16 protein-coding genes and 2 tRNA genes are annotated in these 19,641 nt (G+C 58.1%); 7 read left to right on the forward strand and 11 right to left on the reverse strand.

The features are described from left to right. Nucleotides 1-7 precede the first annotated feature (7 nt). The 3 genes from ACTJI7_RS03970 to ghrA all read right to left on the reverse strand — a co-directional run bounded on the left by ACTJI7_RS03970 (nucleotide 8) and on the right by ghrA (nucleotide 2,343). A complete protein-coding gene (locus ACTJI7_RS03970; protein ID WP_028012672.1) occupies nucleotides 8-562 on the reverse strand; it encodes a TorD/DmsD family molecular chaperone in 555 nt (184 codons plus the stop codon). A 20-nt stretch (nucleotides 563-582) separates the two neighbouring features. Continuing rightward, nucleotides 583-1,320, reverse strand: coding sequence for a phosphatase (locus ACTJI7_RS03975; RefSeq protein ID WP_028012671.1), 738 nt, complete (start codon nucleotides 1,318-1,320; stop codon nucleotides 583-585). Nucleotides 1,321-1,404: 84 nt separating this feature from the next. Next, the gene (gene ghrA, locus ACTJI7_RS03980) at nucleotides 1,405-2,343 is read right to left on the reverse strand and encodes a glyoxylate/hydroxypyruvate reductase GhrA (RefSeq protein ID WP_440669728.1); all 939 of its coding nucleotides are present in this window, start codon (nucleotides 2,341-2,343) and stop codon (nucleotides 1,405-1,407) included. A 232-nt stretch (nucleotides 2,344-2,575) separates the two neighbouring features. On the opposite strand from ghrA, the gene ACTJI7_RS03985 reads away from it, so the two are divergent. Then, a tRNA-Ser gene (locus ACTJI7_RS03985) sits at nucleotides 2,576-2,663 on the forward strand. A 243-nt stretch (nucleotides 2,664-2,906) separates the two neighbouring features. On the opposite strand, the gene ACTJI7_RS03990 is transcribed toward ACTJI7_RS03985, so the two are convergent. Then, a complete protein-coding gene (locus ACTJI7_RS03990) occupies nucleotides 2,907-3,812 on the reverse strand; it encodes a LysR family transcriptional regulator (protein ID WP_440669730.1) in 906 nt (301 codons plus the stop codon). Between the two features lie 109 nt (nucleotides 3,813-3,921). Here ACTJI7_RS03990 and ACTJI7_RS03995 point away from each other — a divergent pair, with 109 nt between their 5' ends. From ACTJI7_RS03995 to ACTJI7_RS04005, 3 genes are all read left to right on the forward strand, one after another. Next, the gene (locus tag ACTJI7_RS03995) at nucleotides 3,922-4,782 is read left to right on the forward strand and encodes a pirin family protein (protein WP_045261663.1); all 861 of its coding nucleotides are present in this window, start codon (nucleotides 3,922-3,924) and stop codon (nucleotides 4,780-4,782) included. A gap of 20 nt (nucleotides 4,783-4,802) precedes the next feature. Then, complete coding sequence (locus ACTJI7_RS04000; RefSeq protein WP_063153818.1) at nucleotides 4,803-5,480, forward strand: isochorismatase family protein; 678 nt, start codon at nucleotides 4,803-4,805, stop codon at nucleotides 5,478-5,480. Nucleotides 5,481-5,617: 137 nt separating this feature from the next. Further along, a tRNA-Ser gene (locus tag ACTJI7_RS04005) sits at nucleotides 5,618-5,705 on the forward strand. 293 nt (nucleotides 5,706-5,998) lie between these two features. Here the strand turns inward: ACTJI7_RS04005 and phoH are convergent. From phoH to efeU, 4 genes are all read right to left on the reverse strand, one after another. Further along, complete coding sequence (phoH, locus tag ACTJI7_RS04010) at nucleotides 5,999-6,787, reverse strand: phosphate starvation-inducible protein PhoH (protein ID WP_024908976.1); 789 nt, start codon at nucleotides 6,785-6,787, stop codon at nucleotides 5,999-6,001. A 499-nt stretch (nucleotides 6,788-7,286) separates the two neighbouring features. Beyond that, nucleotides 7,287-8,570, reverse strand: a complete 1,284-nt coding sequence (gene efeB / locus ACTJI7_RS04015) for an iron uptake transporter deferrochelatase/peroxidase subunit (RefSeq protein WP_048960510.1) — start codon at nucleotides 8,568-8,570, stop codon at nucleotides 7,287-7,289. 5 nt (nucleotides 8,571-8,575) lie between these two features. Continuing rightward, on the reverse strand, nucleotides 8,576-9,703 hold the full coding sequence (gene efeO, locus ACTJI7_RS04020) for an iron uptake system protein EfeO (RefSeq protein ID WP_028012666.1): 1,128 nt from the start codon (nucleotides 9,701-9,703) through the stop codon (nucleotides 8,576-8,578). Nucleotides 9,704-9,743: 40 nt separating this feature from the next. Beyond that, entirely contained in the window at nucleotides 9,744-10,577 is an 834-nt protein-coding gene (efeU, locus tag ACTJI7_RS04025; protein WP_028012665.1) for an iron uptake transporter permease EfeU, read from the reverse strand. A gap of 251 nt (nucleotides 10,578-10,828) precedes the next feature. Between efeU and ACTJI7_RS04030 the strand changes: the two genes are divergently transcribed. Then, nucleotides 10,829-12,013 carry a NupC/NupG family nucleoside CNT transporter gene (locus ACTJI7_RS04030; RefSeq protein ID WP_047368266.1) on the forward strand — a complete coding sequence of 395 codons (1,185 nt, stop codon included), beginning with the start codon at nucleotides 10,829-10,831 and terminating at the stop codon, nucleotides 12,011-12,013. A gap of 48 nt (nucleotides 12,014-12,061) precedes the next feature. On the opposite strand, the gene ACTJI7_RS04035 is transcribed toward ACTJI7_RS04030, so the two are convergent. Together ACTJI7_RS04035 and putP are read right to left on the reverse strand one after the other, a co-directional pair. Then, complete coding sequence (locus ACTJI7_RS04035; protein ID WP_047368265.1) at nucleotides 12,062-12,481, reverse strand: DUF3574 domain-containing protein; 420 nt, start codon at nucleotides 12,479-12,481, stop codon at nucleotides 12,062-12,064. Nucleotides 12,482-12,597: 116 nt separating this feature from the next. Next, nucleotides 12,598-14,106: a sodium/proline symporter PutP gene (gene putP / locus ACTJI7_RS04040; protein WP_045261668.1), complete on the reverse strand. Its 1,509-nt coding sequence runs from the start codon at nucleotides 14,104-14,106 to the stop codon at nucleotides 12,598-12,600. A gap of 422 nt (nucleotides 14,107-14,528) precedes the next feature. Here putP and putA point away from each other — a divergent pair, with 422 nt between their 5' ends. Further along, complete coding sequence (gene putA / locus ACTJI7_RS04045) at nucleotides 14,529-18,491, forward strand: trifunctional transcriptional regulator/proline dehydrogenase/L-glutamate gamma-semialdehyde dehydrogenase (protein ID WP_440669734.1); 3,963 nt, start codon at nucleotides 14,529-14,531, stop codon at nucleotides 18,489-18,491. 51 nt (nucleotides 18,492-18,542) lie between these two features. Further along, a complete protein-coding gene (locus ACTJI7_RS04050) occupies nucleotides 18,543-18,938 on the forward strand; it encodes a lysozyme inhibitor LprI family protein (RefSeq protein ID WP_041910548.1) in 396 nt (131 codons plus the stop codon). Here ACTJI7_RS04050 and rutR read toward each other — a convergent pair. After that, nucleotides 18,935-19,573 (reverse strand): HTH-type transcriptional regulator RutR, encoded by a 639-nt coding sequence (gene rutR / locus ACTJI7_RS04055; protein ID WP_028012659.1) that lies wholly within the window; start codon nucleotides 19,571-19,573, stop codon nucleotides 18,935-18,937. The genes ACTJI7_RS04050 and rutR overlap by 4 nt on opposite strands. Nucleotides 19,574-19,641 lie beyond the last annotated feature (68 nt).

Consider the following 19,641-nt stretch of genomic DNA (forward strand, 5'->3'; position numbering starts at 1 on the left):
ATTTACATCACTCCTCGCTCTCTTCTTCCAGCTCGTCCCACATTGCTGCGATGGCGTCACGCGTCAGCGGGGCCAGCGTTCGCCAGAACGGAGAGGTGGCATGGGCTTCCACTTTACCCAGGAAGGTCCCCACCCACGGCAGCAGATACGTTTCGAAGAGGATCCCGATGGCTTCATTTTCATCGTCGCCAGCGTTGTCTTCGATCCAGGACGCGGCCAGCAGCAGCGTACCGATATGATCGGCTGGGGTATCGCTCAGCGGCATCCCGCGTTCTGAAAGGAATGCCCGCACTTCCGCTTCGGTCGCGCCTTCCTGCCAGGCGGAACGATACGGCGACACGCGGCACTCTTCGCCCACGAACAGAGCATTGTAGTCCGTTGAGATCTGCTGCATATCGCAGCTTTTCTGCAGGCGCTCCAGCAACTCATCCTGTTCCAGCGGCCAGTTCTGCGCCAGTTTACCTTCGCGAATCAGCGTAAACAGCGGCACCAGCAGCGGGTCCTGCGGCTGGCGGTAATACAGGGAGCCCAGCACGCGGCAAAGGATGGAAAATTCATTCATTGTTTTATTCCGTTATTCAATTAAAGATCGGCAAATTCATCAATCGGCGCCATGCCGCGCGACTCGAGGAAATCAAGCATACGACGCGGCGTGACGTTCAGGATGCGTTCTTCCGGGAAATCCACATCCTGCAATATTTTCAGGCACTCGCTAAAATCCCCCAGCGTGAAGGCCGTGTGCGAATCAGAGCCCAGCGCCACCATGCCACCCGCATCACGCACGGCGGCAGCCACTTCGCGACAGTTGGCTTCACTGCCTTTACGCGAGTGCACGAACGAGGAGTTATTAATCTCCAGCGCCACGCGGTGTTTCGCCGCGGCCTGCGCCACGGCCTGAATATCAATCGGGTATTTCGGATTGCCCGGATGGCTGATGATGTGCACATTGCCGCTGGCAATAGTGGCAATCATCGCCGCGGTATTGGTCTCTTTATCCTGCGGCGGGAAAACCGGCTCATGGAAGCCGGCAAGGATCAGATCTAAGGAGGTCAGCATCGGGCCGGTACAGTCAATTTCACCGTCGGTGTTTTTGATGTTCGCCTCAATGCCGCGCAGTATCCCAATCCCGTCCACCAGACGTGGCCAGATACGCATATTCACAAAATGCCAGTAGTGCGGCGCATCCGCCATATCCGGGCCGTGATCGGTTATCGCGAACAGCTTGATGCCCTTAAGCTTCGCCTGGGCAATATAATCATGGAGGTTGCTATACGCGTGGGTGCTGGCGACGGTGTGCATATGCAGGTCAACGGGATACATCTTTCTCTCCTCTGCGTTTTTTCCAAAGGATAGCAGTTATCAGCGGCGAATATTAGCAAAAACCCGGCGAACGCCGGGTTTCTCTCAGTAGCCGCGCTGTCGGTCGACCTGTCCGGTGACCGGGTTACCCTTCTCTATTTCACCGATCGTGTGCGAGATATAGGCCACCGCCTCGGCAGGTCGCGTCACGGCGGCAACGTGCGGAGTCATTGCCACGCGCGGGTGTCGCCACAGCGTGCTTTCCTCCGGCAGCGGCTCACGGCTGTAGACATCCAGCATGGCGCCTTTAAGCTTCCCGCTATCCAGCGCCTTCAGCAGATCCGGCTCGACCAGATGCACGCCGCGCGCCAGGTTCATCAGGTAGCTCTGGTCGTCCAGTTGGTTGAGCAGGCCTTCATTGATAATCCCCACCGTTTCCGCCGTATTGGGCAGCAGGTTAATCAGCACACGCGTGCCGTTCAGGAAGGCCGGAAGCTCATCCGTTCCGGCAAAGCTCTCAACGCCCGGATAGTCTTTACGGCTGCGGCTCCAGCAGCGCAGCGGGAAGCCCCACGGCGCGAGCGCTTCAGCCACTTTCGAACCCAGCACGCCTGCGCCGAGGATACCAACGGTAAACGCTTCGCGCGGATATTCAGGCAGCGGCTCCCAGCGGGATTGCTGCTTAAGCGCCTGATAGTCATCAAAGCGGCGGAACCAGTGCAGCACCTGGCTGACGGCATATTCCTGCATTTGCTGGCCCATACCGGTATCTTCCAGGCGGAACAGAGGAATATCTTCCGGCAACATTTCAGGGTGTGCTTTCAGCTTGCTCAGAATGGAATCCACGCCGGCTCCGAGCGCGAACACGGCCTTTAGCTTACGGCCCTGGAGCATTTCTACCGGCGGATGCCAGACCAGCGCGTAGTCAGCATGTTCGTTATCGCCCCGCTTCCACTCACGAACGCGAGCGCCCGGCAGTGCCGCAGAAAGTGCCTTAATCCAGTAAGCCGTATCAAAAGTGGGGTGATAGAAGAGTATATCCATAGTCAATCCTGCCTTTTATTGCGCTGATTTATTTTGCTTTTTAACTGGACGGTCAGCATAGCAAATTTATTGCGTGATCGTGTTGTTGATAAAAAAGACGCTTTCAGCACATTTAAGAATCATGTTGCCTGAAGTTTGTCTAAACGCGCTAAATTACTGAAAAAGTGGGTTGACGGCAGTTCGGCTTTTCCTTACATTAGCGCCCGTCCCAGCAACAACGGGATGACAATATGGTGAGGTGTCCGAGTGGCTGAAGGAGCACGCCTGGAAAGTGTGTATACGGCAACGTATCGGGGGTTCGAATCCCCCCCTCACCGCCATATTCAAGATGAGAGCTCGTACGAAAGTACGGGCTTTTTTCTTTTATATTCTCCGTAAGGGGGGGATGAGAACCCCCGACCGGGGTTCGACAACTGGCGCAGCCAGTTGGACAGACTGAGAGCGAAGTGAACAGGCTGCCCGCAGGGCGAGCGAAGCGAGTCAATCCCCCCCGGTGCTATATTCAGCTCGGTGCAGCCTGAGCGCCTCACCCTAACTCTCTCCCCAAAGCGGCGAGGGGATCGTTACTCCTCCACCATCCGCGCATACTCTTCAGTAAGAAAATCCACCAGCGTTCTGACGGACGGCAGCAAACCTCGCCTGGAAGGATAAACAGCGTGAATCACTTCCCGTCGGGGTTCCCATGCGTCCAGCACCCTTACCAGTTCCCCGGATGCCAGCTGATCCTTGACTATCAAAATCGGCAGCTGCACCACGCCCACCCCCGCCATCGCCGCTTCACGCAGCGCCAGCATGTCGGTGGTAATAAAGCGCGGCGTGTAATGAATCGCGGCTTTCGCTCCCTCCGGCCCGCTCAGCTCCCATCTGTGCAGCTGCTTTCCCACCCCCATGCTCAAACCCGGCCACTCGCTCAGCTCAGAGGGCACGGCAGGGTGACCCATCCGCTCAATCAGCGCAGGGCTCGCCACCAGGCAGTGTCCCCTGTCTGCCAGCACTCTTAACACCAGGTCGCTGTCATCAAACGGACGTGGACGAACGCGGATCGCCACGTCAATACCCTCGCCCACCAGATCGACCCGTCGGTTGGTGGCCTCAAGCTGAAGATTGATCCCCGGATAGCGCGCCATAAACCGTGCCAGCATGGGACCCACATGCACGTGCAGCAAGGTGACCGGACAGGTGATCCTGACCACGCCGCGTGGCTCGGCCTGCAACGCCGCCACCGCCTCTTCCGCAGCTTCGGCCTCTACCAGCATGGCTTTACAGTGCTGATAGAACGTCTGCCCCACTTCCGTCACCGTAAACTGCCGGGTGGTGCGCTGGATCAACCGCACGCCAAGGCGCTCTTCCAGCTGGGCAATCCGGCGGCTCAGTTTTGACTTGGGCTGATCGAGCGCCCGACCCGCCGCCGCAAATCCACCATGGTCCACCACCTTCACAAACCACGCGAAATCATTGAGATCCTGCATACGCCCTCATCGTTCCATATTCAGAACAGTGAATGTCATTTTCACTATCTACCGGGATATTAACCCTGAATATAAGCTAATTACATCAACAGAACATCAGGAGTACATCATGAAAAACGTAACAGGCGTTTATACCGCACCTCGTCCGCACTGGGTCGGTGACGGTTTCCCGGTTCGTTCAATGTTTTCTTACCAGACGCACGGCGAGCCGCTGAGCCCGTTTCTGCTGCTGGACTATGCCGGACCGTACACCTTCCCGGCGGACGGCGCGAAACGCGGCGTGGGCGAGCATCCTCATCGCGGCTTTGAAACGGTGACCATCGTTTACGCCGGCGAAGTGGAGCATCGCGACTCCACCGGCAGAGGCGGCGTTATTGGCCCCGGCGACGTGCAGTGGATGACGGCGGGCGCAGGCATCCTGCACGAGGAGTTCCACTCCAGCGCCTTCGCGCAGAAAGGCGGTGAACTAAAAATGATGCAGCTGTGGGTCAACCTGCCCGCCAAAGACAAAATGGCGACGCCCGGCTACCAGAGCATCACCAAAGCGGATATCCCGGTGGTCACGCTGCCGGATAACAGCGGCACGCTGCGGGTCATCGCCGGTCGCCTTGAGGACGTGACGGGCCCGGCCCATACCTTCTCACCGCTGAACGTCTGGGACATCGCGCTTAACCAGGGCAGCCATCTGACGCTCAACCAGCCCGAAGGCTGGAGCACGGCGCTGGTGGTACTTGAGGGCAGCGTAACGGTGAACGGCACCACGCCAGCGGGTGAAGCGCAGCTGGTTGTGCTAAGTCAGAGCGGTGAAAAGCTGCATCTGGAAGCGAACAGCGACGCGAAATTGCTGCTGATGGCCGGTGAGCCGCTGAATGAACCGATTGTGGGCTACGGCCCGTTTGTGATGAACAGTAAAACCGAGATCGCGGAAGCCATTCGTGATTTCAACTCCGGCCGCTTTGGCCAGATCTGAACGTAATTAAGGAGCGCAATATGTCTACCCCTGCAAACTTCAACGGTGAACGTCCCGTCATTGACGTAAATGATGCCGTCATGCTGCTTATCGACCACCAGAGCGGCCTGTTCCAGACCGTCGGCGACATGCCCATGCCGGAGCTGCGCGCCCGTGCGGCGGCGCTGGCAAAGATCGCCACGCTGGCGAAGATCCCGGTGATCACCACCGCCTCCGTTCCACAGGGACCGAACGGCCCGCTTATCCCGGAGATCCACGCCAACGCGCCGCATGCGCAGTATGTGGCCCGCAAAGGTGAGATCAACGCCTGGGATAACCCGGAATTCGTGGCGGCGGTAAAAGCTACCGGTCGCAAGACGTTAATTATTGCAGGTACGATCACCAGCGTCTGCATGGCCTTCCCGTCCATCAGCGCGGTAGCGGACGGATATAAAGTGTTTGCAGTGATTGATGCCTCCGGCACCTACAGCAAAATGGCGCAGGAGATCACCCTGGCCCGCGTGGTCCAGGCAGGCGTGGTGCCGATGGATACCGCCGCTGTGGCCTCTGAGATCCAGCGAACCTGGAACCGTAAAGATGCGGCTGAATGGGCTGAGGTATACACCCACATCTTCCCGGCCTACCAGCTGCTGATCGAAAGCTACGGCAAAGCGCAGGAGGTGGTGAAAAACAGCGAAGTGCTCGATTCGCAGCGTTAATCCTGCGCTGTACGACATAAGCTGATTAAGGCTTAACCGAACAAGCACGAATGCAGAAAATCTGCTTGACCGCTTTCGCGCAACTCCCTATAGTAGCGCCCCGTTGCCCCCCAAGCGGTCAGGCAGCAAAACAATATGGTGAGGTGTCCGAGTGGCTGAAGGAGCACGCCTGGAAAGTGTGTATACGGCAACGTATCGGGGGTTCGAATCCCCCCCTCACCGCCATATTTTAAGAAGAGCTCGCATGAAAATGCGGGCTTTTTTTTCGCATATTGCACGCCTGTGGGGGGATGAGAACCCCCGACCGGGGTTCGACAACTGGCGCAGCCAGTTGGACAGACTGTGAGCAAAGCGAACAGGCTGCCCGCAGGGCGAGCGAAGCGAGTCAATCCCCCCCGGTGCTATATTCAGCTAGGTGCGGCCTGAGACCCTCACCCTAACCCTCTCCCCAGGGGAGAGGGAATAAAATGCACATAAAACAAAGCCCGGTTTCCCGGGCCTTGAACGCAACAGCACACTCAGTAATACGCTTGCAGCGTCCGTTGACACAGCGCCGAACGCACGCAGTCCTCTTTGGTGAAACGAACCACCCCAATCATCTCATCTTCTTCAAAACGTGACATGGCGTCGCTGAGGCCGGACTTCACGCCCGACGGCAGGTCACACTGGGTAATATCGCCGTTAACGATAACCGTCACGTTCTCCCCGAGGCGCGTTAAAAACATCTTCATTTGCGCAGCGGTCACGTTCTGAGCCTCGTCGAGAATAACGACCGCATTTTCAAATGTACGTCCGCGCATATAGGCGAACGGCGCGATTTCCACCTTGCCAATCTCTGGTCGCAGGCAGTACTGCATAAAGGATGCACCCAGTCGCTTCACCAGCACGTCATAGACGGGCCTGAAGTACGGAGCAAACTTCTCCGAAATATCGCCGGGCAGGAAGCCGAGATCTTCATCAGCTTGCAGTACAGGACGGGTAACAATAATGCGCTCCACGTCCTTATGGATCAGCGCTTCCGCTGCTTTGGCTGCACTGATCCAGGTTTTCCCGCATCCGGCTTCACCGGTTGCAAAGATGAGCTGTTTACTCTCGATAGCATTCAGGTAGTGCGCCTGAGCCTCATTGCGCGCCACAATTGGAGAATTATCACGGCTGTCTCTGGCCATGCCAATTGCTTCTACGCCACTCATCTGCACAAGCGAGGTGACCGATTCTTCTTCACGCTGTTTATGGCTACGTGAGTCCCGTCTCAGCACACGTTTTGCTTCGCGACGAGCTTTGATCACTGCTTTTTGTCTTCCCATGGATAGCACCTTGAGTTGTTGGTATTCATCACACGCGCCAGCTTCGGCACGATTATGCGCACGAACATCAGAGGGTTGGCTTCCTTGTAAGCCATTGCTTGCTTTATCAGATGACGATACAGAACGGCTACGCGCACCGGTCTGCACGTCGGTCGAATCAGATTCTTGAGGTGTGGGGGAGAATTTAGTGGTGAGGAAATCGCTGCCGGAGTCTGAGCCTCCGCGCCGGGTGCTGCGGTTGTTATGTTTACCTTGTCCAGTACAGGACGCAACCATTCGCGATCTCCATAGTGATTCAGCATCACTGCCGGGAACTACCGCTGTCTTATCTTAAGTACATCAGGAGTTATCATAAATGCAACATTTATTTTACCTGAATGCAACTTTTAAGACTGTTCCTGCAGCGGAATCAGTCTTATATATGAATATTACAGAAATATAACAATAAGATAGTCATATGAAAAAATAATGTCCCCGCGAACTATCGCAGGGACGATTATCAGGCTTCCATCAGACCTTGTGCGAGATACGCGCCAGCATCGCGCGCGCCGGGCAGGGCAAAGAAATAGCCGCCGCCGATGGGCTTAATGTACTCTTCCAGCGCTTCGCCGTTTAACCGCTTCTGCACGGTCAGGAAGCCTTTCTCCAGATCGTGCTGATAGCAGACGAACAGCAGCCCCATATCAAGCTGGCCGGAATTAGTCACGCCCAGCGAATAGCTGTAGCCACGGCGCATCATCAGGCTGGACTGCGTCTCTTTGGTGCGCGGGTTGGCAAGGCGAATATGGCTGTCGAGCGCGATAACGTCGCCATCCGGGTCGTTCGCGTAGTCCGGCACATCATGCTCGTGCTTCATGCCCAGCGGCGCCCCGCTCTGCTTGTCGCGGCCAAAAATCGTCTGCTGCTCTTTCAACGGCGTGCGGTCCCAGAACTCCACGTGGAACTGAATAATGCGCACAGCCTGGTAGCTGCCGCCCACAGCCCATGCGGGTTCCCCCTGATCTGCCGTCACCCACACCACATCTTTCATCAGCGCCGCATCGCTGCTGTCCGGGTTGGCCGTGCCGTCCTTAAAGCCCAGCAGGTTAACCGGCGTCTCTTTGCCTTTGCTGCGGGCGGCGTGGTCAGAGATAAACCCTTCCCGCTTCCAGCGCACGCTCAGCAGATCCGGCGTGTGCTTGATGATATCGCGCAGGGCGTGGATCACTGTGTCCTGGGTATTGGCACAAATCTGCAGGAGCAGATCGCCGTGACACAGCGCCGCGTCGAGGGAGTCATTCGGGAAGCGCGTCATCTTCTGCAGCGCGTTCGGCTTCTGTTTTGCCAGGCCGTAGCGGCCGTCAAACAGCGACTCCCCTACCGACACGGTAATGGTCAGGTTATCCGGCGCGATAAACGCCCCGAGGATACCGGAATCCATCGGCGGCAGGCGCGGGTTCGGCGTATCCGGTGCCGGCCCGCCCGCGGTAAGAAACGCGATGCGCGCCGTCAGCAGGCGGAACAGACGCTCCAGATCCGCCTTATCGCTGGCCAGCAAATCAAAGGCCACCAGCATCATGGAAGCCTGCTGCGGCGTGAGAATACCCGCCTGGTGCGCGCCATAAAACGGCTGGGTCTCCATGCGGGCATCCGGCGAGAGCGTACCGGGCGCGCTCTGCGGTTTCGCCGCATGCGCCACCGGGCAACCTCCCGCCAGGGCAAACGCGCCGCCCAGCGCCCCTACCCCTTTTAACAAACGACGTCGGGAAGGTTCCGCCACGTCGAATTCTTCGTGCTTGTTCATCGTGCTTAGTCCAGACCCAGTACGCCGCGCAGCAGGGAGAGATCTTCCGCCAGCGTCGTAATCGGGCCTTTCAGCGCGTTACGGTCGGCGTCGGTCAGCTTGTCGTAGGTTTCGAACCCGTCTTTGGTACGGTACTTCGCCAGGATGGTATCGACCTTTTTGAAGTTGGCATCCACTTTCGCCAGCAGTTCGCCGTTCTCTTTCTGAAGCTGAGGACGCAGCAGCTCGACAATCTTCTGCGCACCGTCGACGTTGGCCTGGAAGTCCCACAGGTCGGTATGGCTGTAGCGATCTTCTTCACCGCTGATTTTGCTCGCAGCCACTTCTTCAATCAGACCGGCCGCGCCGCCCACCACCTTCGACGGCGGGAAGGCCAGCTCGCTGATGCGCTTTTGCAGCTCCAGCACGTCGGTGTTCAGCTGCCCGGCGTATTTCTCCATTCCTTTGGTGGAGTTATCGCCAAACAGGGCTTTTTCCAGACGGTGGAAGCCGGTGAATTTCGGATCGGCGGCCTTCTGCTCGTAGTCATCTTCGCGGGCATCAATGCTGCCGTCGAGGTCAGAGAACAGCTCGGCAATCGGCTCGATGCGCTCGTAGTGCTGACGGGTTGGCGCGTACAGGGATTTCGCTTTTTCGATATCGCCCGCTTTCACGGCGTCGGTGAAGGCTTTGGTACCCGTGACCAGGTCCGCCGTCTCTTTGGTGACGTAGGCTTTATAGGCGGTGATAGCGTCACCCAGGCTCAGCAGGGCCGTGCCTTTGGCCGCGTCCGCCGTCGCTGCACCTTTGACGATCAGCTTGCCTTTAGGGTTGGTCAGCAGGCCGCAGGTCATGTCGTATTCACCCGGCTGCAGGTTGGCGGTCATCTTCTGGCTGAAGCCCGGCGCGATGTTCTCGCGCTCTTCCACCACCATCACGCCTTTGAGGATCTCCCACTCCAGCGCCTTCTGGCTGTGGTTCTGAATGATAAACTGGGTTTTACCGCTGTTAACCGTGATGGTCATCGGCTCGCACTGCTTATCGTTAACGGTGACTTTTACCTGCGGAATATCCGCAGCCTGCGCAGCGAATGCAGAAGCGAACAGCGCGGCAATGCCTGCGCACAATGCACTACGACGAAACTGAATTGCCATGACTCTTCCCTTAAAAAGTATGTTGTAACTAAAACAATAATTACGGCGCAACGCGCGACGCCTGCGAGCCGGTACGCGGCGGCATCGCGAACAGCACCAGCGCCGGAACCAGATAGATAAAGTACATCGCCACTTCGCTGACGCTCGGCGTTTCCTGGTAGCCGAAGATGCCTTCGAGCAGGGTGCCGGTCAGTGAATGGGTGGAGAGAACGTTGCTAAGATCGAACGCTACGTCCTGGAAGTGGTTCCACAGGCCCGCCTCGTGGAAGGCGCGGATCGCCCCTGCCGCCAGCCCCGCGGCCACCAGCAGAATGAACAGGCTGGTCCACTTAAAGAAGGCGCCCAGGTTGAGGCGAATGCCGCCCCAGTAGAGCAGAAAGCCCAGCACCACCGCCGTTGCCAGACCGAGCATGGCGCCCAGCGGCGGCCAGATGCCCACGTCCTGCTGGAATGCCGCCAGCAGGAAGAAAACCGATTCCAGACCCTCGCGCGCCACGGCGAAAAAGACCATCATGATCAGCGCCCAGCCGTGGTGATTCCCCTTCTGCAGGGCGTTATCCACCGCCTGCTCAAGCTGCACCTTCACGTTGCGGGAAACTTTGCGCATCCAGAAGACCATCCACGTCAGGATAAACACCGCAATCACGGCGACGATACCTTCAAACAGCTCCTGCTCTTTCTGCGGGAATTCGCCGGTGGTTTCATTGATGAGGATACCTAAGCCCAGGCAGAGCGCCGCGGCAAGGAATACGCCAACCCACATCACGCCAATCCAGCGCCCACGCTGGGTGCGCTTCAGATAGCTGGCGATAAGGCTGACAATCAGGGCCGCTTCAAGGCCTTCACGTAACATAATGAGAAATGGAACAAACATGCCGACACCTTAAATGTTTATCGCGGTCAACTGATGCAAAGAAAGGTAAATTCTTGTGATAGTGATTATCATTACGGCGAAAGGAAACACAAGCGAAATGTGTGGTGATTTGATGACGAGTTGTAAACGCAAAGCCTGTTAATAGTTGCCGCCGTTACCGTTAAGTTTATAAGTTATAATAAAAATGCCCATTTACGGTTAACCAGTGCTGTGGCTAAATATCCGCCTCAAAAACCAACCGAAAATATCCCATGTTTAAGATTGTCCATTTCCTGCTGGCGCTGGTGATTATTCTTGCGCTTGCCTGGCTGGTGAGTTTCGACCGCCGAAAAATTCGCATTCGTTATGTTTTACAGCTGATTGTTATTGAAATTGCCCTGGCGTTCTTTTTCCTGCACGCCGAAAGCGGGCTATTCCTGATTAAATACGTTTCCGGCTTCTTTGAGTCACTGCTGAAATTTGCCTCGGAAGGGACGAATTTCGTCTTTGGCGGAATGGGAGAAAAAGGGCTGGCGTTTATTTTCCTCGGCGTGCTGTGTCCGATTATTTTTATTTCCGCACTGATTGGTATTCTCCAGCACTGGCGGATCCTGCCGATTTTTATTCGAATCATCGGGACGCTGCTGTCAAAACTGAACGGCATGGGCAAGCTGGAATCGTTCAACGCGGTGAGCTCGCTGATCCTCGGCCAGTCGGAAAACTTCATTGCCTATAAAGGCGTGCTGGGGGATCTCTCCTCGCGTCGTCTGTTTACCATGGCGGCCACGGCCATGTCGACGGTCTCCCTGTCGATTGTCGGTGCCTATATGACCATGCTCGACGCCAAATTTGTCGTTGCCGCGCTGATCCTGAACATGTTCAGCACCTTTATTATTCTCTCGGTCATTAACCCGGTACGTCCGGAAGCCGAGCCGGATATCAAGCTGGAAAAACTGCATGAATCCCAGAGCTTCTTTGAAATGCTGGGCGAGTATATTCTGGCCGGTTTTAAGGTGGCGATGATTATTCTGGCGATGCTGATTGGCTTTATCGCCCTCATCAGCGCCGTTAACGCCCTCTTCTCCAGCGTATTCGGCATGAGCTTCCAGCAGATCCTGGGCTATGTGTTTTATCCGCTGGCGTGGCTTATCGGGATTCCGCTCAGCGATGCGTTAAACGCGGGCAGCATTATGGCAACCAAGCTGGTGGCGAATGAATTTGTAGCGATGATTGAGCTGCAAAAAATTGCTCATGAAATGTCACCGCGCGGGCTGGGTATTTTGTCCGTCTTCCTCGTCTCGTTCGCTAACTTCGCCTCCATCGGCATCGTCGCCGGGGCGATTAAGGGGCTGAACGAGCAGCAGGGCAACGTGGTGTCGCGGTTTGGTCTGCGCCTGGTATACGGTGCGACGCTGGTGAGCCTGCTGTCGGCGAGCTTTGCGGGATTAGTGCTGTAAATTGCTTTGCTACAAAACAACAACGGCGGGTTATCCCGCCGTTTTTTATTAAAACTGTACGCACACCGGCTGGTCGACCCGCATCACCGATTCCTGCGCGAAACGAGACTTATAGATCCCGCGCAATGCTTCGATGTTCTTCTCGCTCTGCGCATCTTTACCGTGGATCAGCATTAACGCTTTGCTGGATTCACGCGCCACTTTCCCGTCGTTCCCCAGCCACTGCCCGCGCGCATCAAACACCGTTAAGCCATCGCGAAAACGCGGCGTCACGTCCTGGTCAACAAACTGCTGCCACTCGCTGCCGGTAATCTGCGCCCCTGCCGGGCGATTCAAGCCAAAATAGAGCGTGGTCTGCTGCATCTGGTTATCCGCTTTGCAGGTCTCCACCGCCGCATGTTGCGATGGCGCGTTGCAGCCCGCCAGCATCAATAATGCCGCTGCCATTACCCCTGTTTTGATGGTCATGTGTCGCTATCCTCATTGTTATAAGCACATGGATATCACAGGAAAATACGGATTTTGGCAAGAAAAAAGCCGGGTGGCGCTTGCGCTTACCCGGCCTACGGTACTGCGTGAGAAAATTATTCTGCCTGAAGCTTAGTCGGCGGCGCAGTGTGGTAGTGCGCATCCGCTTCCGCAAAGCGCTTCTGCATAGAGGCAGACGGCGCTTTACCCAGCAGGCTGAACACCACAATACCGATGCTGCCGAAGATGAAGCCCGGAATGATTTCGTACAGGCCCAGCCACGCGAACTGCTTCCAGACGATGACAGTCACCGCACCGATGATCATCCCCGCCAGCGCGCCGTTGCGGGTCATGCGTGACCACATGACGGAGAACAGCACCACCGGCCCAAACGCGGCACCGAAGCCCGCCCACGCGTAGCTCACGAGACCCAGCACGCGGTTTTCCGGGTTGGCTGCCAGCGCAATGGCTACCAGCGCCACCACCAGCACCATAAAGCGCCCTACCCACACCAGCTCTTTCTGGCTCGCATTTTTACGCAGGAAGGCCTTGTAGAGGTCTTCGGTGATTGCACTGGAGCAAACCAGCAGCTGACAGCTCAGGGTGGACATCACCGCCGCCAGGATCGCGGAGAGCAGGATACCGGCAATCCACGGGTTAAACAGAATCTGCGCCAGCTCGATGAACACGCGCTCGGCGTTCTGGTTCACCGCGCCCGCCTGCGCCGGGTTATTGCTGAAGTAGGCGATACCGAAGAAGCCGACCGCACACGCGCCCGCCAGACACAGGATCATCCACGTCATGCTGATGCGACGCGCGTGAACGATGGTGTGGTGAGAATCCGCCGCCATAAAGCGCGCCAGAATGTGCGGCTGACCGAAGTAGCCCAGCCCCCAGCCCATCAGGGAGACGATGGCGACAAAGTTCAGCCCTTTCAGCATATCGACGTTTTCGATGCTCTTCTGCTTGATAACTTCCAGTGAATCGCCAAAGCCGCCAACGGTGAAAATCACAATCACCGGGGTCAGGATCAGGGCGAAGATCATCAGGCTCGCCTGCACGGTGTCGGTCCAGCTTACTGCCAGGAACCCGCCCACGAAGGTATAGAGGATGGTTGCCGCGGCACCGGCCCACAGGGCGGTTTCATAGCTCATGCCGAAGGTGCTTTCGAACAGTCGCGCACCCGCCACGATGCCGGATGCGCAGTAGATGGTGAAGAACAGCAGGATCACCACCGCGGAGATAATGCGCAGAATGCGGCTGTTATCTTCAAAGCGTCCGGTGAAGTAATCCGGCAGCGTCAGGGCGTTGTTGTTGGCTTCGGTGTGTACGCGCAGACGGCCTGCCACCAGCTTCCAGTTGATCCACGCGCCGACGGTCAGGCCGATGGCGATCCAGCTTTCGGAAATACCAGAGATGAAAATCGCGCCCGGCAGCCCCATCAGCAGCCAGCCGCTCATGTCGGATGCGCCCGCAGAGAGCGCGGTGACCATTGGGCCTAAGCTGCGCCCGCCAAGGATGTAGTCGTCAAAGTTTTTAGTGGAACGCCATGCCAAAAACCCTATCAGGATCATGCCAAAAATATAAACGAGAAATGTCACCAGCATCGGTGTGCTAATAGCCATTCAAATTCTCCAAAATGTCGAGCGACAACCGTCCGGGTTGCCTTGTTATGTCATCACCGGAACGTAGTGATGTGTGTATGTGTTTCCGTTGGGCGCGCTATCCTGCCGTATACGCTTCCCACTGACAAACGATTTAACACTGCATTTACATGAATTTCATCCCTGGTTTTATACGTCTTTCCTATAGGTTGCACTCGCTCACATTTATACGGGTTGCACCTTTGAAAAGTGTTAAGCACCGCATAAAAACAGGCTTCGCTTGCAGAAGCCAGCGCTTTTTTCCAGCTAACTATTCGTTAACAATCCATTCATTTTCCAGCTTGCAAACTAGGTCACATTTAACACGGTTGCACAAAGTTGCAACATGGTGGATATTTCACGCTATCAACAGAACGCTATTACAGAACAACAGGAGTTTTGGCATGGGGATGACCACCATGGGGGTTAAGCTGGATGACGCGACCCGCGAACGGATTAAGACCGCAGCAACCCGCATTGACCGCACACCGCACTGGTTAATCAAGCAGGCGATTTTTAACTATCTGGAAAGGCTGGAGAGTGAAGACGGCCTGCCGGAGCTGCCTGCCCTGCTGGCGGGCGCAGCGAACGAAAGCGAAGACGCCGCGACGGCGGTGGAAGAAAACCACCAGCCGTTCCTCGAATTTGCCGAGCAGATCCTGCCGCAGTCCGTCAGCCGCGCCGCCATTACCGGGGCTTACCGCCGCGCCGAAACCGACGCCGTGCCGATGCTGCTGGAGCAGGCCCGCCTGCCGGAAGCCATTGCCGCCCAGGCGCACAGCCTGGCGTATCAGTTAGCCGACAAGCTGCGCAACCAGAAAACCGCCACCGGCCGCGCCGGGATGGTGCAGGGCCTGTTGCAGGAGTTCTCCCTCTCCTCACAGGAAGGCGTGGCGCTGATGTGCCTGGCGGAAGCGCTGCTGCGTATTCCGGATAAAGCTACCCGCGACGCGCTGATCCGCGACAAGATCAGCAACGGCAACTGGCACTCCCACATTGGCCGCAGCCCGTCGCTGTTCGTCAACGCCGCCACCTGGGGTCTGCTGTTTACCGGCAAGCTGGTCTCCACCCATAACGAAGCCAACCTGTCACGCTCTCTGAACCGCATTATCGGCAAGAGCGGCGAGCCGCTGATCCGCAAGGGCGTGGACATGGCGATGCGCCTGATGGGCGAGCAGTTCGTCACCGGGGAAACCATTGCCGAAGCGCTGGCGAATGCCCGTAAGCTGGAAGACAAAGGTTTCCGCTACTCCTACGACATGCTGGGTGAAGCGGCGCTGACCGCCGCCGACGCGCAGGCCTACATGGTCTCTTACCAGCAGGCGATCCACGCCATCGGTAAAGCATCCAACGGTCGCGGTATTTATGAAGGTCCGGGCATCTCTATTAAGCTCTCTGCCCTGCACCCGCGCTACAGCCGTGCGCAGTATGACCGGGTGATGGAAGAGCTCTATCCGCGCCTGAAGTCCCTGACCCTGCTGGCGCGCCAGTATGACATCGGCATTAATATCGACGCCGAAGAGGCCGACCGTCTGGAGATCTCCCTCGATCTGCTGGAAAAACTGTGTTTTGAACCGGAGCTGGCGGGCTGGAACGGGATTGGTTTCGTCATCCAGGCCTACCAGAAACGCTGTCCGTTCGTCATTGATTACCTGATTGACCTGGCCAGCCGCAGCCGTCGCCGCCTGATGATCCGCCTGGTGAAAGGCGCCTACTGGGACAGCGAAATCAAACGCGCCCAGATGGAAGGTCTGGAAGGCTATCCGGTCTATACCCGCAAGGTCTACACCGATGTCTCTTACCTCGCGTGCGCGAAAAAACTGCTCGGCGTGCCGAACCTGATTTACCCGCAGTTCGCGACCCACAACGCCCATACCCTGGCGGCGATCTACAGCCTGGCCGGGCAGAACTACTATCCGGGCCAGTACGAGTTCCAGTGCCTGCACGGCATGGGCGAACCGCTGTACGAGCAGGTCACCGGGAAAGTGGCGGACGGCAAGCTGAACCGCCCGTGCCGTATCTATGCCCCGGTGGGCACCCACGAAACCCTGCTGGCGTACCTGGTGCGTCGTCTGCTGGAGAACGGGGCGAACACCTCCTTCGTTAACCGCATCGCAGACACCACGCTGCCGCTCGACGAGCTGGTGGCCGATCCGGTGCAGGCCGTTGAGAAGCTGGCGGCGCAGGAAGGCCAGATTGGTCTGCCGCATCCGAAAATTGCCCTGCCGCGCGAGCTGTACGGCGCGGGCCGCGTCAACTCGGCGGGCCTGGATCTGGCGAACGAACACCGTCTGGCGTCGCTCTCCTCTGCCCTGCTCAACAGCGCATTGCAGAAATGGCAGGCCAAACCGATCCTTGAGCAGTCCGTTGAGGACGGTGAAATGCAGCCGGTGATCAACCCGGCAGAGCCGAAGGACATCGTCGGCTACGCGCGTGAAGCAACCGAAGCGGAAGTGGAACAGGCGCTGGAGAGCGCGGTGAACAACGCGCCAATCTGGTTCGCCACCCCGCCGCAGGAGCGTGCCGCCATTCTGGAACGTGCCGCGGTGCTGATGGAAGATCAGATGCAGCAGCTCATCGGCATTCTGGTGCGTGAGGCAGGGAAAACCTTCAGCAACGCTATCGCTGAAGTGCGTGAGGCGGTCGACTTCCTGCACTACTACGCCGGTCAGGTGCGCGATGATTTCGACAACGAGACTCACCGTCCGCTCGGTCCGGTGGTCTGTATCAGCCCGTGGAACTTCCCGCTGGCGATCTTCACCGGCCAGGTTGCCGCCGCCCTTGCCGCAGGCAACAGCGTGCTGGCGAAACCGGCAGAGCAAACCCCGCTGATTGCCGCCCAGGGCATCAACATTCTTCTGGAAGCAGGCGTTCCGGTGGGCGTGGTGCAACTGCTGCCAGGGCGCGGTGAAACGGTGGGCGCCAAACTCACCTCCGATAACCGCGTGCGCGGCGTGATGTTTACCGGTTCGACCGAAGTGGCCTCCCTGCTGCAACGCAACATCGCCACCCGTCTGGATGCGCAGGGTCGTCCTACCCCGCTTATCGCCGAAACCGGCGGCATGAACGCCATGATTGTTGACTCCTCCGCGCTCACCGAGCAGGTGGTGGTTGACGTGCTGGCCTCCGCCTTCGACAGCGCGGGTCAGCGCTGCTCCGCCCTGCGCGTGCTGTGCTTACAGGATGACGTGGCTGACCACACGCTGAAGATGCTGCGCGGCGCGATGGCGGAATGCCGCATGGGCAACCCGGGCCGTCTCACCACCGACATCGGGCCGGTGATCGACGCGGAAGCCAAAGCCAACATTGAAAACCACATTCAGGCCATGCGCGCCAAAGGCCGTCCGGTGTTCCAGGCGGTGCGCGAGAACAGCGAAGATGCCCGCGAGTGGCAGACTGGCACCTTCGTGCCGCCTACGCTGATTGAGCTGGCAAGCTTCGACGAGCTGAAAAAAGAGGTCTTCGGCCCGGTGCTGCACGTGGTGCGTTACAACCGTAACAACCTCAACGCGCTTATCGACCAGATCAACGCCTCCGGCTACGGCCTGACGCTCGGCGTGCATACCCGTATCGACGAGACCATTGCGCAGGTCACCGGCACGGCCAAAGTGGGCAACCTGTACGTCAACCGCAACATGGTTGGCGCGGTCGTGGGCGTGCAGCCGTTCGGCGGCGAAGGCCTCTCCGGTACGGGTCCGAAAGCGGGCGGCCCGCTCTACCTGTATCGTCTGCTGGCGAACCGTCCTGAGAACGCACTGGGAGTCACCCTGGCGCGTCAGGATGCGGAGTATCCGGTGGATGCGCAGCTGAAAACCGTGCTGACGCAACCGCTGGAGGCGCTGATCGCCTGGGCGGAAAAACGTCCTGAGCTGCGTGCGGTTGCCCAGCAGTACAGCGAGCTGGCGCAGGCCGGTACCCAGCGTCTGCTGCCGGGGCCAACCGGCGAGCGCAACACCTGGACGCTGATGCCGCGCGAACACGTACTGTGCGTGGCGGATAACGAGCAGGACGCGCTGGTACAGCTGGCCGCGGCGATGGCCACAGGATGTGAAGTGCTGTGGCCGGACGATGCGCTGCATCGCGATCTCGCCAAACAGCTGCCGAAAGCGGTCTCGGCCCGCATTCGCTTTGCCAAGGCTGACGCGCTGCTGACCCAGCCGTTTGACGCGGTGATCTACCACGGTGATTCCGACCAGCTGCGCGAGCTGTGCGAGCAGGTGGCGGCCCGCAGCGGGGCGATTGTTTCCGTGCAGGGCTTCGCCCGCGGGGAAACCAACCTGCTGCTGGAGCGTCTGTACGTGGAGCGCTCGCTCAGCGTCAACACCGCGGCGGCGGGCGGTAACGCCAGCCTGATGACAATCGGCTAACGCTGTGCTAATAAGGCTCCGGAGACGGAGCCTTATTTTATTGGGGAGTATATGAAACGATATCTTATCGCCGGTGCGGCACTGCTGCTCAGCACCAGCGCGCTGGCCAACGAGTGCGACAACGCCACTACGCAGCTTGAACTGAACACCTGTAGCGCGCAGCAGTACCAGGCAGCCGATAAAAAACTCAACCAGACCTACCAGGCCGCCATCAAACGCGCGGCGGCCCCCCAGCGCGACCTGCTGAAAAAAGCGCAACAGGCGTGGATTACCCTGCGCGACGCGGACTGCGCGTTTATCGGTTCGGGGACGGAAGGCGGGAGCGTCCAGCCAATGATTGTTAACCAGTGCCTGGCAGAAAAAACCGTGGAGCGCGAGGCGTTTCTGGCCTCGCTGATGCAATGTGAAGAGGGCGACTTAAGCTGCCCTCTCCCGCCGGGCAATTAACGCACGCGGATCCCTTCGATAATCATCCGCTGCACGTTTTCGAGGGTGCTCTGGAAAAACGCCTCGTCCTGAAGCGTTTTACCGGTCACCGCCTCAACCTGGGCCGCAAAGTCAGCGTAATGCTGGGTAGCGGCCCAGATCATAAAGATCAGGTGCTGCGGGTCGACCGGGGCCAGCTTTCCGCTGGCAACCCATCCGGCAATAATCGCCGACTTATCGTCCACCAGCTGCTTTAAATCCCCCGTCAGCTCCGCCTGTAGCAGCGGCGCGCCCTGCAGCATCTCAAGACAAAACAGCCTTGACGCCTGCGGGTAATCGCGCGACACCTCGAGCTTCAGGCGAATGTACTCCTCGATAGCCACCAGCGGGGCCAGCTCTTCGCGAAATGCCTTGAGCGGCGCCAGCCAAATGTCGAGGATCTGCTGCATCACCGCCACATACAGCGCCTCTTTCGACGGGTAATAGTAGAGCAGATTGGTTTTAGACACCCCGGACTGCTCCGCCACCTGCTCCAGGCGCGTGCCGTGAATGCCAAACTGTGAAAAGGTCTCCAGCGCGGCGCTAAGGATCGCCTGCTTTTTGGCGCTCACCGCCTGCGAACGTTTTCCGGGTGTTTTCACTGCGCCTTGTGTCATTTCCGCTCTCCATTTTCTTTCCTGCGCTCAGCATAGCAAAACCCCCGCCTCGCCACGACCTTCTGCAC

This window comes from Enterobacter sp. 22499 (assembly GCF_052044815.1).
GTDB classification, from domain to species: Bacteria; Pseudomonadota; Gammaproteobacteria; order Enterobacterales; family Enterobacteriaceae; genus Enterobacter; species Enterobacter bugandensis.

Bases quoted from the DNA above. Each gene is read 5' to 3' on its own strand.
- ACTJI7_RS03970 (WP_028012672.1), bottom strand. From the start codon at position 562: ATGAATGAATTTTCCATCCTTTGCCGCGTGCTGGGCTCCCTGTATTAC.
- ACTJI7_RS03975 (WP_028012671.1), bottom strand. From the start codon at position 1,320: ATGTATCCCGTTGACCTGCATATGCACACCGTCGCCAGCACCCACGCG.
- ghrA (WP_440669728.1), bottom strand. From the start codon at position 2,343: ATGGATATACTCTTCTATCACCCCACTTTTGATACGGCTTACTGGATT.
- ACTJI7_RS03990 (WP_440669730.1), bottom strand. From the start codon at position 3,812: ATGCAGGATCTCAATGATTTCGCGTGGTTTGTGAAGGTGGTGGACCAT.
- ACTJI7_RS03995 (WP_045261663.1), top strand. From the start codon at position 3,922: ATGAAAAACGTAACAGGCGTTTATACCGCACCTCGTCCGCACTGGGTC.
- ACTJI7_RS04000 (WP_063153818.1), top strand. From the start codon at position 4,803: ATGTCTACCCCTGCAAACTTCAACGGTGAACGTCCCGTCATTGACGTA.
- phoH (WP_024908976.1), bottom strand. From the start codon at position 6,787: ATGGGAAGACAAAAAGCAGTGATCAAAGCTCGTCGCGAAGCAAAACGT.
- efeB (WP_048960510.1), bottom strand. From the start codon at position 8,570: ATGAACAAGCACGAAGAATTCGACGTGGCGGAACCTTCCCGACGTCGT.
- efeO (WP_028012666.1), bottom strand. From the start codon at position 9,703: ATGGCAATTCAGTTTCGTCGTAGTGCATTGTGCGCAGGCATTGCCGCG.
- efeU (WP_028012665.1), bottom strand. From the start codon at position 10,577: ATGTTTGTTCCATTTCTCATTATGTTACGTGAAGGCCTTGAAGCGGCC.
- ACTJI7_RS04030 (WP_047368266.1), top strand. From the start codon at position 10,829: ATGTTTAAGATTGTCCATTTCCTGCTGGCGCTGGTGATTATTCTTGCG.
- ACTJI7_RS04035 (WP_047368265.1), bottom strand. From the start codon at position 12,481: ATGACCATCAAAACAGGGGTAATGGCAGCGGCATTATTGATGCTGGCG.
- putP (WP_045261668.1), bottom strand. From the start codon at position 14,106: ATGGCTATTAGCACACCGATGCTGGTGACATTTCTCGTTTATATTTTT.
- putA (WP_440669734.1), top strand. From the start codon at position 14,529: ATGGGGATGACCACCATGGGGGTTAAGCTGGATGACGCGACCCGCGAA.
- ACTJI7_RS04050 (WP_041910548.1), top strand. From the start codon at position 18,543: ATGAAACGATATCTTATCGCCGGTGCGGCACTGCTGCTCAGCACCAGC.
- rutR (WP_028012659.1), bottom strand. From the start codon at position 19,573: ATGACACAAGGCGCAGTGAAAACACCCGGAAAACGTTCGCAGGCGGTG.